Source organism: Desulfotomaculum copahuensis (assembly GCF_001655685.1).
GTDB lineage: Bacteria > Bacillota > Desulfotomaculia > Desulfotomaculales > Desulfovirgulaceae > Desulfotomaculum_G > Desulfotomaculum_G copahuensis.
In genome coordinates this window covers 34505-48189 of sequence record NZ_LYVF01000192.1, presented here as the reverse complement: position 1 = coordinate 48189, position 13685 = coordinate 34505, and the positions used below count along the sequence as shown (strand labels likewise).

The 13685-nt window shown below is 63.6% G+C and carries 15 protein-coding genes; 1 reads left to right on the top strand and 14 read right to left on the bottom strand.

Going from position 1 to position 13685, the window contains the following annotated elements; translation table 11 throughout:
* Positions 1–14 precede the first annotated feature (14 nt).
* From A6M21_RS15830 to A6M21_RS15750, 14 genes are all read right to left on the bottom strand, one after another.
* Positions 15–428, bottom strand: a complete 414-nt coding sequence (locus A6M21_RS15830) for an ATP synthase subunit I (RefSeq protein ID WP_066670916.1) — start codon at positions 426–428, stop codon at positions 15–17.
* Positions 429–671: 243 nt separating this feature from the next.
* The gene (locus tag A6M21_RS15825; RefSeq protein WP_161486098.1) at positions 672–968 is read right to left on the bottom strand and encodes an AtpZ/AtpI family protein; all 297 of its coding nucleotides are present in this window, start codon (positions 966–968) and stop codon (positions 672–674) included.
* Between the two features lie 273 nt (positions 969–1241).
* Positions 1242–2393, bottom strand: a complete 1152-nt coding sequence (gene wecB, locus A6M21_RS15820) for a non-hydrolyzing UDP-N-acetylglucosamine 2-epimerase (RefSeq protein WP_066670913.1) — start codon at positions 2391–2393, stop codon at positions 1242–1244.
* Positions 2394–3008, bottom strand: coding sequence for an FAD-dependent thymidylate synthase (gene thyX / locus A6M21_RS15815; protein ID WP_242868889.1), 615 nt, complete (start codon positions 3006–3008; stop codon positions 2394–2396).
* Between the two features lie 240 nt (positions 3009–3248).
* Positions 3249–4337, bottom strand: a complete 1089-nt coding sequence (gene dut / locus A6M21_RS19180) for a dUTP diphosphatase (protein WP_242868884.1) — start codon at positions 4335–4337, stop codon at positions 3249–3251.
* Positions 4338–4648: 311 nt separating this feature from the next.
* Positions 4649–5896, bottom strand: a complete 1248-nt coding sequence (locus A6M21_RS15800) for a serine hydroxymethyltransferase (RefSeq protein WP_066670903.1) — start codon at positions 5894–5896, stop codon at positions 4649–4651.
* Complete coding sequence (gene rpiB, locus A6M21_RS15795) at positions 5896–6366, bottom strand: ribose 5-phosphate isomerase B (protein ID WP_066670901.1); 471 nt, start codon at positions 6364–6366, stop codon at positions 5896–5898. Before rpiB ends, A6M21_RS15800 begins: the two co-directional genes overlap by 1 nt.
* 455 nt (positions 6367–6821) lie before the next feature.
* Positions 6822–7325 (bottom strand): low molecular weight protein arginine phosphatase, encoded by a 504-nt coding sequence (locus A6M21_RS15785; protein ID WP_242868883.1) that lies wholly within the window; start codon positions 7323–7325, stop codon positions 6822–6824.
* Between the two features lie 68 nt (positions 7326–7393).
* Positions 7394–7936: a manganese efflux pump MntP gene (locus A6M21_RS15780; protein WP_066670888.1), complete on the bottom strand. Its 543-nt coding sequence runs from the start codon at positions 7934–7936 to the stop codon at positions 7394–7396.
* A 50-nt stretch (positions 7937–7986) separates the two neighbouring features.
* On the bottom strand, positions 7987–9066 hold the full coding sequence (locus tag A6M21_RS15775; RefSeq protein WP_066670885.1) for an L-threonylcarbamoyladenylate synthase: 1080 nt from the start codon (positions 9064–9066) through the stop codon (positions 7987–7989).
* 290 nt (positions 9067–9356) lie between these two features.
* Positions 9357–10232 (bottom strand): metal ABC transporter permease, encoded by an 876-nt coding sequence (locus A6M21_RS15770; RefSeq protein ID WP_078060789.1) that lies wholly within the window; start codon positions 10230–10232, stop codon positions 9357–9359.
* An 81-nt stretch (positions 10233–10313) separates the two neighbouring features.
* On the bottom strand, positions 10314–11063 hold the full coding sequence (locus A6M21_RS15765; RefSeq protein ID WP_066670879.1) for a metal ABC transporter ATP-binding protein: 750 nt from the start codon (positions 11061–11063) through the stop codon (positions 10314–10316).
* A gap of 2 nt (positions 11064–11065) precedes the next feature.
* Positions 11066–11986: a metal ABC transporter substrate-binding protein gene (locus tag A6M21_RS15760; protein WP_066670877.1), complete on the bottom strand. Its 921-nt coding sequence runs from the start codon at positions 11984–11986 to the stop codon at positions 11066–11068.
* A gap of 175 nt (positions 11987–12161) precedes the next feature.
* A complete protein-coding gene (locus tag A6M21_RS15750) occupies positions 12162–12581 on the bottom strand; it encodes a Fur family transcriptional regulator (RefSeq protein ID WP_066670873.1) in 420 nt (139 codons plus the stop codon).
* A gap of 348 nt (positions 12582–12929) precedes the next feature.
* Between A6M21_RS15750 and A6M21_RS15745 the strand changes: the two genes are divergently transcribed.
* Positions 12930–13682, top strand: a complete 753-nt coding sequence (locus tag A6M21_RS15745; protein ID WP_242868882.1) for a HoxN/HupN/NixA family nickel/cobalt transporter — start codon at positions 12930–12932, stop codon at positions 13680–13682.
* Positions 13683–13685: the final 3 nt, after the last annotated feature.

Below are 13685 nucleotides of genomic sequence, written 5' to 3'. Positions count from 1 at the left end.
CCCCCTTTCGCGTTTTAATTTTTTCTAAATAACTGATCTGATTTGACCTCCCGCAAAAGCGCCCCGCCGCCCACCGCGGCAAAGATGCCCGACACGGCCAGGATGCCCGCGGCGGCGGCAATCACCGCCGGCAGGGAAATGCGGGAAGCCAGGTAAAGCACGGCCACAATGGACAAAAGCCGCGCAATCAGGCTGCCCGCCACTTCCCTTTGAAAGTCCCGCAAGAACTCCCGCCCCCGGGAGGTAATCAGCTTGATCCGCCGGGCCAGGAAATAGATGTTCCACAGGCCCACCCCGACGCCCATGGCCAGACCCCAGAACATGCGGTTCTGGTAATCCCAGCCGATAAGCAGGAGGCAACCGGCCAGCACATACAGGCCGATTTTCACCGTCCGGTTCAAAAACGCTTCAAAAGGCAAATCCCGCACCGGAATTCCTCCCGACCGTTAAAACTGGCAAGATGCCGTGTTGAAAATACATGCGAAAATTTTCCCAATTATGCCCGCGAACAACGCCGGACAAAACGGAAACTCCTCCGGCTTGCGGGAAACGGAACCGGCGGCCTGTTTCCCCCGGCTTGCCGCCGGCGGGGCGATGACTTGATTATGATTCAAGATCTCAAACCGGGAAGGCCCTGCCGTGAAAGCAGCCGGAGATGAACGGGACCGGCCTTACTTCTGCTCAAAAAACCGGCCCACCACCTGGATGGTGCCAATCACGCCCGCCGCTATGCCGGACAGGATGCCGGCCACCATCAGCCAGGGCGTGGTGCCCAGCCGCCCGTCCAAAAACCGCCCCAGGAAATAACCCACCAGGACGGAGCCGGCCAGTTGAAAGCTGACGATGGACGCCAGACTGAAGGCCTGAAAAAAAGACGTGCCCTTGCCGCCGCTATTTTTTTCCGGTTGACCTGACCGCCTGCGTGCTACGATCTTTCCCCCCCGGGCGCCAGGGCGCTTGTGGGTCAAGGCACTAATATCAATTCTACAAAAAGGCTCTTAATCCTTCATATAGTGGAAAAATTTTTGTTCCCAAATGCACAATGCTTGCCGGTACTTTCTCCAGTTGCGTCCCGGGCGTTGCAAGACGGGTCCCGGACACTCCGGAAGGTTGATTTTCAACTCCGAACAGTCGCCGGCGACTGCCGGACGGCAGCCACGGCCATATGTTAATTATGTTTCGCGGAAAGTGTCCTTAATCCTGCCGGCCGGAAAAATTTTTCGTTTTACCGCCCGGCGCCGTCAACGCGGCGAAAATTCATCCGGCGGCGCTTCCGCCAGGTCGAAATGCCAGGCGATGGCCGCGGCGATGCGCCGGCAGGCCTGCCCGTCCCCGTAAGGGTTGACCGCTTCGGCCATACGCCGGTAATGGACCGGGTCGTCAAGCAGGCGGCGGGTTTCGGTCAGCACCGCCTCCCGGACCGTGCCCACCAGGCGCACTGTGCCGGCTTCCACCGCTTCGGGCCGCTCTGTGGTGTCGCGCAGCACCAGCACCGGCTTGCCCAGCGCCGGCGCCTCTTCCTGCAGCCCGCCGGAATCAGTGAGCACCAGGTAACTGCGTTGCATCAGGTTGACAAACGGCTGGTAGTCCAGTGGTTCGATCAGATGCACGCGGGGCGCTTCCCCCAGCACCTCACGCACCACCTGGCGCACGGCCGGATTTTTATGCACGGGGAAAATCACCGTCACGTCCGGGTAATCCTGCACCACCTGCCGCAGCGCCAGATAGATTTCGCGCATCGGTTCGCCCAGGTTTTCCCGGCGGTGGGTGGTCACCAGCAGCACCCGCTGCCTGGCGTAATCAATATTGCTCAACACCGGGTCTGTAAACGCAAATTCCCGGCGCACGGTGGCCAGCAGGGCGTCGATCACCGTATTGCCGGTGACAAAAATATCTTTTTCCGCCACCCCTTCCCGCAGCAGGTTGGCCCGGGCGGCGGCGGTGGGGGCGAAGTGAATGTCGGCCAGCACGCCGGTGAGGTGGCGGTTGATTTCTTCCGGAAAGGGGGAAAACTTGTTGCCGGTGCGCAGGCCGGCCTCCACGTGGCCGACCGGGATCCGGCGGTAAAAGGCGGCCAGCGCGCCGGTGAAGGTAGTGGTGGTGTCGCCGTGCACCAGCACCAGATCCGGTTGTTCGGCGGACAACACCTGTTCCAGGCCGGCCAGCGCCCGCCGGGTGATGTCGAACAGGCTCTGGCCGGGTTGCATGATGTTCAAGTCGTGGCGGGGGACGATGCCGAACAGGTCCAGCACCTGGTCCAGCATTTGCCGGTGCTGGGCGGTGACGGCCACCCGGCAGTCGAAACAACCCGGATGGTTTTGCAGCTCTTTGATCAAAGGCGCCATTTTGATCGCCTCCGGCCGGGTACCGAAGATGGTGAGAATTTTCAACAACTACAACTCCTCTTTCCGGTCCGCATAGGCGGCAAAAGTGAGCGGCGCCCGTTCCCGCACCAGCTGCAATACCCGGGCGAACAGACGGCGGATTTCCCACTGGGCATGCCTGTCCAGGCGCAGGTCGAAACAATGGAACAGCTCACGGGCGTTCATGGTAAAAACGAGGTTGACAGCCGTGGCCTGGGGCAGCACAAAACGGGCGTCTTCCGGCGGCACGCCGGCGGCGCGCAACTCGTGGTAGCAGGTCATGGCCTGCTCAAGCAACGCCCGGTACTTTTTCGCCGTCCCACCCTCAATGGTATCCGGCCACACAAAACCGGCCGGTTTTTTGGTGTAGTCGCAGTAGCGCTGGGACTCCACCGTGTAACTGGCCAGACGGTGGCGGGTAAGCTGGGCCAGGCACGCCCGGCTGATTCCATGTACGGCGAAACTGAAATGCACATGTTCAAAAACGCTGTGGTGACCGCGCTCAAAGCAGTTGCGGATCATCCCGGGCTGCGGCTTGGCCTGGTAACACTGGCTGACGGCATAAATGATTACACTGTCCGCCTCCGTACAGCCGGGAACCGGGGGGGTGCCTTCAGCCAGCCCGGTACAGGCCAGGAGCTTCACTTCCAAACCGGTATCCCTCCCTCGCGGTAAAATTGGCTTTTAAAGTAAAAATGTTTTCCCGGGGGTGGTGGCCGTACCGGAGAAACATTGAAGCGACGAGGTACTGCCACTGTGCTTGAGGAAAATTCAACGGGCAGTCGGCCGGATCAAACGCCGGCGCGGCCGGTTTGACAATGACGCCGGAAAATCTTCGCCCCGGCGGTGACCCGTCAGGTAGTCGCACGGGCTTTATGTATGTTTTTACCGCTTGCCCGTGCTGCCGAAGCCGCCTTCCCCCCGGGCGGTGTCCGTCAGGATGGCGGCCTCTACCCAGCGCACCGGCGGCGCCGGCAGCAGGACGAACTGGGCCACCCGTTCGCCCGGCTGCACGTGGTAGGGCTCCGTGCCCAGGTTCCACAGGCGCACCCGCACCACCCCGCGGAAGTCGGAGTCGATGGTGCCCGGGAAGGCCAGGATGTCCCGCTTGAAAGCCAGACCGCTGCGCGGGCGCACATCCAGCACATAGCCGGGCGGCACTTCCACCGCCAGGCCGGTGTCCACGGTCTCCCCCGCGCCGGGGCGCACGGTGACCGGTTCCACGGCGCAGACGTCCCACCCGGCGCTGCCGGGCGTGGCCTGAAAGGGGGGGTTCCCCCCGCCGGACAATATGTAACGGATGACCGGACCGGCCGGTTTTCCGGAGGCATCCTCAAGCGCCCCGGCACCACCCGGGGGAATGCCCCCCGGCGCCGCCGGACGCATTCCCCCGGCCGCGCCGCCCCCGGCATACCGGTCAAAAACGGCGCACCCGGGCCGGCCGCCCGCACCGGCAACATTTTCCCCGCCGGCGGACGCGGGGACAAACGAGTCAGTTGATTGCCCGCTGCCCGGTCCGGCGGCGTCTTTCCCCCCGGCCGGCCAGAGCTCGACGTGTACACCGTAACGGCGCAAAAAGTCGATTCCCTCGCCCGAACCTTTGTAGTCCCGGCGTACCACCACCCGGGCCAGTTCACAGGATACGATCAGTTTGGCGCAGGTGATACAGATGTCGGCGTTCACATACAATGTGCCGCCCTTCACCGCCAGCCCCCGTTTGGCGCAGACACAAACGGCGTTTTGCTCGGCGTGCACGCAGGGCTTGTAGTCCTCCCGCCCGGCCAGTTCTTTCAAACATTTTCCGGTGTCGCAGCAGTGTGCTTCGCCGCTGACCACGCCGTTATAACCGTGGGAGATGATCCGGCGGTCCACCACAATCACCGCCCCCACCTTTTTGCGCAAACAGGTGGAGCGGCGGGCAATCACCTCCACCACGTCCATGTAAGTTTGATCAAAGGTCGGTCGCTGATCCAATTAATTCTACCTCCACCGGGATACCGGCGCAAAACCGCACGGGGACAGCCATTTTTGCGAACAGCCGCCCCGGTACAAGCCGGCACGCCGTTTAAACCACTTAAACCGCTTCCGCAATGAAACCATTATTTTTCCTGACATCCACGCCTCCCCGAAGCCCGGGCGGGGTGGCGGAAATCGATCAACCCGGACCGCCAGGTCTTCAGCCACGGTGTAATTAAAATGAGGCAAACCACCGGTCAAACCGGGCAACCCGACGGCAGTGAAACATCCACCCTGCTAAAAGCCACCGGGCTTATCGAAAGGACATCTTACCGTTCATACAGCGGATGCTCCCGGCACAGTTCCTCCACCATCCGCCGCGCCCGGTCCAGTCGCTGCCCGTCGCCCTTGAAGCTCAGGGCAAAATGGATGATCTCCGCCAGACGTTCCATGTCCGCCCCGTCCAGACCGCGGGTGGTCACCTGGGGCGTGCCGATGCGGATGCCGCTGGCCACGGCGGGCGGCTGCGGATCGTAGGGGATGGCGTTTTTGTTCACCGTCACCCCCGCGCTGTCCAGCACAGCCTCCGCCTCCCGGCCGGTAATCCCCTTGTTACGCAGGTCCACCAGCATCAAATGGTTGTCGGTGCCGCCGCTGACCAGCTCGAAGCCCCGCTCGATCAGCGCGGCGGCCAGCGCTTTGGCATTTAATACGATTTGCCGCTGATAGGTCTTGAACTCCGGCCGCAGCGCCTCGCCCAGGGCCACCGCCTTGGCGGCAATCACATGCATCAACGGGCCGCCCTGAATGCCCGGGAACACCGCCTTGTCAATGACGGCGGCATATTTCTCCCGGCACAGGATCAGACCGCCCCGCGGGCCGCGCAATGTCTTGTGGGTGGTGGTGGTGACCACGTCGGCATAGGGCACCGGGCTCATGTGCTCACCGGCCGCCACCAGCCCGGCGATGTGGGCCATGTCCACAAACAGGTAGGCGCCCACCTGATCCGCAATCTCCCGGAAACGGGCAAAATCGATGGCCCGCGGGTAGGCGCTGGCCCCGGCCACAATCATGCGCGGCTTGGAGCGGCGGGCAACATCATAAACCTGATCGTAATCAATGCGGCCGGTTTCCCGGTCCACCCCGTAAAAGGCGTTTTGAAAATATTTGCCGGAGATGTTCAGCGGGCTGCCGTGGGTCAGGTGACCGCCGTGGGCCAGATTCATGCCCAGGATGGTATCGCCCGGCTCCAGAAAAGCGTAATAAACCGCCAGGTTGGCCTCGGCGCCGGAATGGGGCTGCACATTGGCGTGCCCGGCGGAGAAAAGTTCCCTGGCCCGGCGGATGGCCAGTTCCTCGGCAATATCCACGAACTGGCACCCGCCGTAGTAACGGCGCCCCGGATAACCCTCGGCGTATTTATTGGTCAGTACGGAACCCTGCGCCTCCAGCACCGCCCGGCTGACGGCGTTTTCCGAGGCAATCAGTTCCAGTGTGTTACGCTGGCGCGACAGTTCCAGGTCAATCGCCCGGGCGATTTCCGGATCCGTTTCGGCCAGGGATTTCGTCATATCCATTATTTTTCCTCCTCAACCCCGCACCGGCAATATTTCGTTTCAATTTGAGCAATCTTGCCCACCCGGCGGGCGTGCCGGCCGCCCTGAAAAGAGGCGCTCAGCCAGACGCGCACAATTTCTTCGGCCAGGCCGGGGCCGATCACCCGCTGGCCCATGGTGAGCACGTTGGCATCGTTGTGTTCCCGGGCAGCCCGGGCGGAAAAAGTGTCATGACAGAGCGCGGCGCGGATCCCCGGCACCTTGTTGGCGGCGATGGAAACCCCGATGCCTGTACCGCAACACAAAATACCCCGGTCACAGGCGCCGGATCGTACCGCTTCAGCCACGGCCAGCGCCTGATCCGGGTAATCCACCGCTTCTTCGGAAAAGGTGCCCAGATCATCGTAGGGCACGCCGGCTTCCTTCAACCAGCCGGTAACCGCCATTTTGAGACGAAAACCGCCGTGATCGGCGGCTACAGCCACACGCAAATTGCCAACCCCCTCGCCCGGCCCTCAAAGCCGGATGTCAAATACCGCGGCCATTCCTGGCCGGAGTTACCTGCCGGGTGTGGCACCATGCACCCACCCGCCCGGTTCCGGCAACATAACCGGTCATATTATGCCGTTGTCCGGTTACAATATGTAACCCGTTCCCGGCGGTACAACCCGCCGGGCACATAAAAGGAACACTTCTACAATAATCGTCATTTTCCTTTTTTATCACGGCAAGACACCGTTTCCGCCCGCCATGCCTTGCGGCAACGCCGGGGCCGTTTTGAGGCTGCGGCATGCCGGAATGAGTATAATTTGCCGGGCACACGGCAAAGATCCGTTCCCGCCAGGGGCCGCCGCACCCGGCGGACGGATATTTCCGCCGGCCCCGCGCAATCTTGAAATGGACTCCAACCCGGCCCGGTGTGCTGCGCCGTTCCATCCGGATCAGTTTATGCCGGACCGGCGCCGCGGCCACCGGTCCGGCCGGAAAACCATTCCCCGGCCAGCCTGTCCACCGCCCGCTCAACCAGCAGGCGCAAATCAACGGCGCAACGACGGTAGGCCTCAAGCGGCCGGCCGAAGGGGTCGGGCACGTCGGCGTCCACCCCGGCATAGGCGGCAAGGGTGTGGATCCGGTCACCCGCCTCCGGAACCATCTGCCGCACCTGCCGGTGGTGGCCGGCCGTCATCACCAGCACCAGATCCGCTCCGGCCACATCCCGCGGGGTCAACTGCCTGGCCCGGTGCCGGTGCAAATCAATGCCCCACTCGCCCATCACCGCCACTGCCCGGGGTGATGCGGGGTCGCCGGGCCGGGCAAACAGGCCCGCCGAAATAACTTCCACCCGGCCGGTCAGGCCGCGCTCCGCCAGCGCCCGCCGGGCCAGCGCGGCGGCCATGCTGCTCCGGCAGGTGTTGCCCGTGCAGACAAAAAGCAGTTTTTTGTTGGGCACATGGCTCCCCCCTTTTGCCATACCACCCGGCCGGGCTGTTCTGCTCATCATTCGTTTTTCCGCCGCCGTCAAACAATCATTTTCAAGCCGATTCCCAGCAGGATCAAACCGCCCAGCAGCTGTGCCCGCTCCCCCGCCCAGCGGCCGATGCAGCGGCCGCAGTACAGGCCGGAAAAAGTCATCAGCCCGGCAACCAGGCCGAAGACCAGCACGGTCAGCAGCAGGTTGATCCGCTGGGTGCCCAGGGTGAAACCCACACTTAATGCATCCATGCTGACGCTGGCACCCAGCATAAATAATCCCCAGCCGTTCACCAGAATAATCCGGGGAGACTCCTCCGCTTCGTGGCGCAGCGCCCCCTGCACCATGCGCAGGCCCAGGTAAAGCATGAGCAGGGCGCCGGCCACGGCCGCCGCCCGGCCGATCAGTCCGCCCGCCAGTTCCCCGGCTTCAAAACCGGCCAGGGGCATAATAATATGAAACAGCAGCACCGTCAGGCTGATCAAGATTACCTGCCGCCGCTTTATTCCGGCCATGCCGATGCCCAGGCACAGGGAAAAGGCATCCGCGCCCAAAGCCAGGGCCAGCAACAGAACAGTGATTATACCCATCAACCTACCTCCGGCCGCCTGCACCCGTCAGGGTTTTCCGGTCATCCGGGTCAGACCCGTTCGATGCGGTCCCCGGCCGCCCGGCGCAAACGGTTCATCACCGCCAGGCCCACTCCCTGCGGTTCAACACCCTCGGCCAGAATGACATCCACTCCCAGTTCATCGAAGCGGCGCAGGGAAGCAAACAGGCGCGCCGCCACTGTGGCCGGTTCGGCTCGCCGGCCGGCCACCAGCACCTGTCCGGATGAAAACAGGTCCGCCGATTCGGCGCAGGCCAGGATGCCCACCCGTTTGCCGGCCGCCCGGTAATGCTCGGCCAATTCCCGGATGCGCGGCGGCACCCGTTCCGGCGCACCCTCGACCAGGATCAAGGGCGCCCGGGGAGCGTAATGGCGGTATTTCATGCCCGGTGAGCGGGGCGGGCGCCGCCCGCCGCCCGCCGCCGCGGCGCCGGTGTCGATTACCCCCGGATCGAGGGCTATTTCACCGGCCACCGCGGTCAGTTCCGCCGGCGTGACACCGCCCGGCCGCAGCACCACGGGCACCGGGCCGGTCATGTCCAGTACGGTGGACTCCACCCCCACACCGGCCGGGCCGCCGTCCAGCACGGCATCAATGCGCCCGCGCAAATCCTGCCAGACGTGACCCGCCGTGGTCGGGCTGGGCCGGCCGGAGAGATTGGCGCTGGGAGCGGCCACGGGCACCCCGGCGGCACTGATCAGGGCCAGGGCCACCGGGTGGGCCGGCATGCGCAGGCCGACGCTGTCCAGTCCGGCCGTAACCTCCGGCGGCAGGCCCGGCCCGGCCGGCAGGACCAGGGTCAAAGGTCCGGGCCAGAAGGCCTGCATCAACCGCCGGGCGCTGTCCGGCACGGCGGCGGCGAGCTGGTAAACCGCATCTTGAGCAGCCACGTGGACAATCAGCGGGTTGTCGCGGGGACGTCCCTTGGCCCGGAAAATACCCGCCACCGCCGGCCCGTCCAGAGCATTTGCCCCCAGGCCGTAAACGGTTTCGGTGGGAAAAGCCACCAGTCCGCCCCGGCGCAAAATCAACCCGGCACGGTTGATCACCGCCGGGTCGGGGTGCCGGGAATCCACCGGCCAGAAAGCGGTGCGTCTTGTTTTCTGCATGCACAGACATCCCCATAGTAAATTAATGCCGGCCGCGTAAAAATATGCCTGTTAAACCATCCCGCCAGCCGCCGGCACAGTGCCCCGGCCGCTGCTCCCGGGAAACCGCCGTAATCCGGAAGCAGGCTTGTCCTGGAAGGGTTTACACGTAGTATACCACACAATTCACTTTTCGCGAAATGTTCCGGAACGCCTTGTCCGGCGAAACAAGAAACCGGCCGGGTGCAAACGGCCCGCGCCGGACGGTTCCCCGGAGGCGGGAAGCGGTGCGCTCCTTGTAACGGCGGGCGTTATCCGGCCTGCTCGCCACAATCGGTAACCGGCGCGTTCTCCCGCTCGCACCGCGCCTGAGACTGCCGGCGCAGTTTGCGGCGCAGCGCGGTACCGGCCTGCACCAGCACAAACAGGGCGGCGGCCAGCAGGACGATCGAGCCGCCGGAAGCGGTACCCAGGTAGTAAGAGGCGGTCAGGCCGCCCAGCGAAACGGCCACCCCCAGCACCAGCGCCCCGGTAAATACCTGGCGGAAACTCCCGGCCAGCAACTGGGCGGTGAGCACCGGAATGACCATCAGCGCGCCCACCAAAAGCGTGCCCACCACGCGCAGGGCAACGGAAACTGTGAGCGCCACGGCCAGGATGAAAAGCAGGTTCAGCCGGTCCACAGGCAGGCCGGCCACCCGGGCGCATTCCTCGTCAAAAGAGATGAAATACAGCTCCTTGTAATAATAAGCGATCAGACCAAGCACCAGCAGCCCGGCCAGTAATATGAGCAGCAGGTCCGCCGGGCCGACGGTGAGAATACTGCCGAACAGGTAGCTCATCAGGTCGATGTTGAACCCGCGGGCAAAGCTGATCAATACCACCGCCAGGGCCAGTCCGCTGCTCATGACCAGGGCAAGCACCGCTTCACCGTAAAGACGGCCGGCGGCGCGCAACCGCTCAATCACCAGTGCGGCCAGCAAAGCCAGGGCCAGCGTGGTCAGCGGGGGGAAGAGGCCGAGCAGCAGGCCGGCGGCGATGCCGGCCAGGGAGACGTGGGACAGGGTGTCGGCCATATAGGCGTAGCGGCGCATAACCAGGAAAACCCCCACCGCCGGACAGATTACGCCGATCATCAAACCGGCCAGCAGGGCGCGGACCATAAAATCGTATTGCAGCAAAGACATGGCCATCCTCCTTGTAACTTGGTGCCTGCGGATAACAGATCATGGAAATTTTTCCGCCGCACCGGACTGCGGCCGCCCGGATTAACGGTGGCCGTGGGTCACCCGGCGCACGGGTGCCCCGTACAGCCGGACCAGGTTGGCGGTGGTCAGCACCTCGGCCGGCGTGCCGTGGCAGATCAAGGTGCGGTTGATGCAGGCCACCCGGTTCACCCGCCGCGTCACCGCACCGGTATCGTGAGAGACGGTGAGCAGGGTGATGCCCATTTGCTTGTTCAACAGCGCCAGCAGGTTGTAAAACGAATCCAGTGCCCGGCTGTCCAGGCCGACCACAGGCTCGTCCAGCACCAGCAACTCCGGCTGGCCGGCCAGCGCCCGGGCGATGAACACCCGCTGCTGCTGTCCGCCGGAAAGACTGCTTACCGGCCGCCGGCGGCAAGCGGACATTTCCACCACCGCCAGCGCTTCGTCCACCGCCCGCCGGTCCAGCGGCCCCGGCCGGCGTCCCGGACCCAGGCGGCCGAAACGGCCGGCCATAACCACTTCCTCCACCGAGGCCGGAAAACGGACGTCCACCCCGGTGGCTTTCTGCGGCACATAGCCGATGCGGTACCATTCCCGGAAGCGCTCCAGCACAGTACCGAAAAGATTGATTTGTCCGGTCAGGGGGCGGAGCAGGCCGAGCATCAGTTTGACCAGGGTGGTCTTGCCCGAACCGTTCGGTCCCATCAGGGCCAGAAAATCCCCGGGGAACACTTCCAGATCCACCCTTTCCAGCACCAGCTCCCCGCCGTAGCTGAAACAGAGATCTTTTATTTCTACAATTGGATTCATGATTATTCTCCCAGCGCCTTTTTCAAATTGGCCAGGTTTTGACGCATAATAAGCAGGTAGTTTTCCCCGCGTGACTGTTCGGCTGCAGTCAGCCCTTCAATGGGGTCCAGCACCAGTGTGGACGCCCCGGCCTCCCGGGCCAGTGTGTCGGCCAGTCTGGGGCTGACCAGTTTTTCGGTGAAAATATATTTTACCTTGTGTTCCCGGCAAAAGGCAATCAGCGCGGCCATCTGTGCCGGATCCGGCTCGCTGTCCGGGGAAAGGCCGGTCACGGACAGCTGGCGCAGCCCGTAACGGCGGGCCAGATAAGCAAAGGCGTCATGTGAAGTGACGATGTCCCTGCTGTGGAATGTTTTTACCGCCCCCGCGTACTCCCGGTCAAGCACGGCCAACTTCTCCAGATAGGCCTGCGCCCGGTTGGAATAATAGGCCGCTTCTTTGGGGTCCACAGAGATCAGGGCATCCCTGATCCGGGCGACAATTTTTTGTGCCTGCACCGGATCGAGCCAGATGTGCGGGTCCACCGCACCCGGCCTGTTCCCGGCACCGGCGGCACTGATCAAATCCAGGCCCTGGCTGGCTTCGACCACTTTAACCCCTTTGCCCTGCAGCATGCTCACCTGGGAATCCACCCAGGGCTCCATACCCGCACCGTTGTAGATGAACACCTGCGCGCCGGCAATCCGGGCCATGTCCCGCGGCGCCGGCTCCCAGTCGTGGGGTTCCACGCCGGCCGGCACCAGACAGGTAACCTGGACGCGATCACCGCCCACCTGGGAAGCAAAATCGGCAAGCGGGTAAATGGTGGCCACCACCGCAATCTTTTTCGCTCCGCCCGGCGTACCGGCGGGCCCGGCCCCGCACCCGGCGGCCGCTAGCGCCAACAGTAGTATCATAACCGGGATAATCAGTTTTTCCCTCATGAACGCGAAACCCTCCACCATAAAATTATGCCTTTAGGCATATTTTTCGAACCAACCGCCCGGTGAAAAGCCCCCAAGCCTCTCCCGCACCGGAAATCCGGCCCGCCGCCGGACGGGACAACAACCCCGTAACTCTCAAGCACCCCGGTGATTTCCGGCAGGGCACCGGGCGCCGTCACTGCTGGCACCGCCGGCAGTAACCGTAAACCTTGAAGGCGTGGCCGGCGATTTTAAAATCCGGTTTTTCCGCCCTGACCCGGGAAAGGCAGTCCTCCAGGCAAAAAGGCAGCTCTTCAATCCGGCCGCAGCGTAAACAGACCAAATGGTGGTGGTGCCCCTTGCCGGCGAACTCGAAGCGCCGGCAACCGTCGGCAAAGTCCACCTCGCTGGCCAGGCCGTAACGGGTGAGCATGTGCAGCGTCCGGTAAATGGTGTCGAAACTGACGCCGGCATAGCGCTGCTGCACGCGCCGCCATACTTCCTCGGCGCTGTAATGTTCCCCGCCATCCAGCAATACCCGCAGCACCTCCTGGCGCTGGGGAGTAAGCCTGACCCCGCCGGCCCTCAACTTTTCCAACGCTTCCCCCAGATTCATCAGTATGCCCCCCAGATCAGAATAATTCCAACATGCGGTCAGTTATTATATAACAGTTTTTATGCGTCCTGTCAATGGCGGGTAGAAATACTTTCCCCCAAATCAATCGCGGCCGCACGGACCAAATTAAATCGACGCCGGATATACTTCAAAACAGGATGTAATGCCGGTGGCGTTGGCGCACAAGCGGGCGGGCGGGTGGACAGGCCGGCGGCGGGAAAAATACCTGCCGGAGCGGTCTAAACCGGCCGGTACAGCGAATATATTTTATCAACCTTAGATCCATTATCAGGCAGGGATGGCAGGCGGTTCCCGGCGGAATTTTTCTCTCATCGGGAGGGAGACGTGTTGAACCTTTCCATCAGTTTGCTGTCCGCCCTCGGCCTGGGCGCCATGCACGCCCTGGAGCCGGGACACGGCAAGGGAATCATGGGCGCCTACCTGGTGCTTTCCCGGGGTCGGGCACGGGACGCCGTGCTGCTGGGACTGGCGGCCGCCCTCACCCACACCCTGGTGGTGGTCGCCCTGGCCATGGGCGCCCGTTCGGCGGCCTGGCTGGCGGCCGCGGCTGCCGGGGCGCCCCGGCAGCAGTTCGCCGTCTGGCTGCAATTGTGCTCGGGCGCGCTGGTGGCGATCATCGGCCTGCGCCTGCTGCTGTCACGAAACCCGTCCTGCTGCTCCGGAAACTGTCACCACGGAGATCACCACGCCGTACTGCACCGGCCCGGCCGCGGCATGGCCGGCCGCCCGGGCCTCTTTCCCGGACGGGGGGCCATCCTGGATGAACACTCCCGGGATCTTGCCGGCCTGCTGCTGGTGGGCGTCAGCAACGGCCTGGTGCCCTGTCCGGGCGCGCTGGCGGTGTTGCTGCTCTCCGTGGGCAGCGGGACACCGGTGGCCGGCCTGCTGCTGGTGGCCGCCTTCGGCATCGGCGGGGCCGTCGCCCTGGTCGGCGTCGGGCTGGCCTTTGTCCGCCTTTCGTCCCTGGCCGGACGCCTGCTGGGGCCGAACAGCTGGCGCTGGCTGACGGCGGCCAGCGGCACTCTGATCACTGTAATCGGCATCCTGACCGCCTGGCAGGCGTTAAAACACCTGGCGTGAAAA

Bases quoted from the DNA above. Each gene is read 5' to 3' on its own strand.
- A6M21_RS15770 (WP_078060789.1), bottom strand. From the start codon at position 10,232: ATGTCTTTGCTGCAATACGATTTTATGGTCCGCGCCCTGCTGGCCGGT.
- A6M21_RS15775 (WP_066670885.1), bottom strand. From the start codon at position 9,066: ATGCAGAAAACAAGACGCACCGCTTTCTGGCCGGTGGATTCCCGGCAC.
- A6M21_RS15760 (WP_066670877.1), bottom strand. From the start codon at position 11,986: ATGAGGGAAAAACTGATTATCCCGGTTATGATACTACTGTTGGCGCTA.
- A6M21_RS15800 (WP_066670903.1), bottom strand. From the start codon at position 5,896: ATGGATATGACGAAATCCCTGGCCGAAACGGATCCGGAAATCGCCCGG.
- A6M21_RS15750 (WP_066670873.1), bottom strand. From the start codon at position 12,581: ATGAATCTGGGGGAAGCGTTGGAAAAGTTGAGGGCCGGCGGGGTCAGG.
- A6M21_RS15780 (WP_066670888.1), bottom strand. From the start codon at position 7,936: ATGGGTATAATCACTGTTCTGTTGCTGGCCCTGGCTTTGGGCGCGGAT.
- A6M21_RS15765 (WP_066670879.1), bottom strand. From the start codon at position 11,063: ATGAATCCAATTGTAGAAATAAAAGATCTCTGTTTCAGCTACGGCGGG.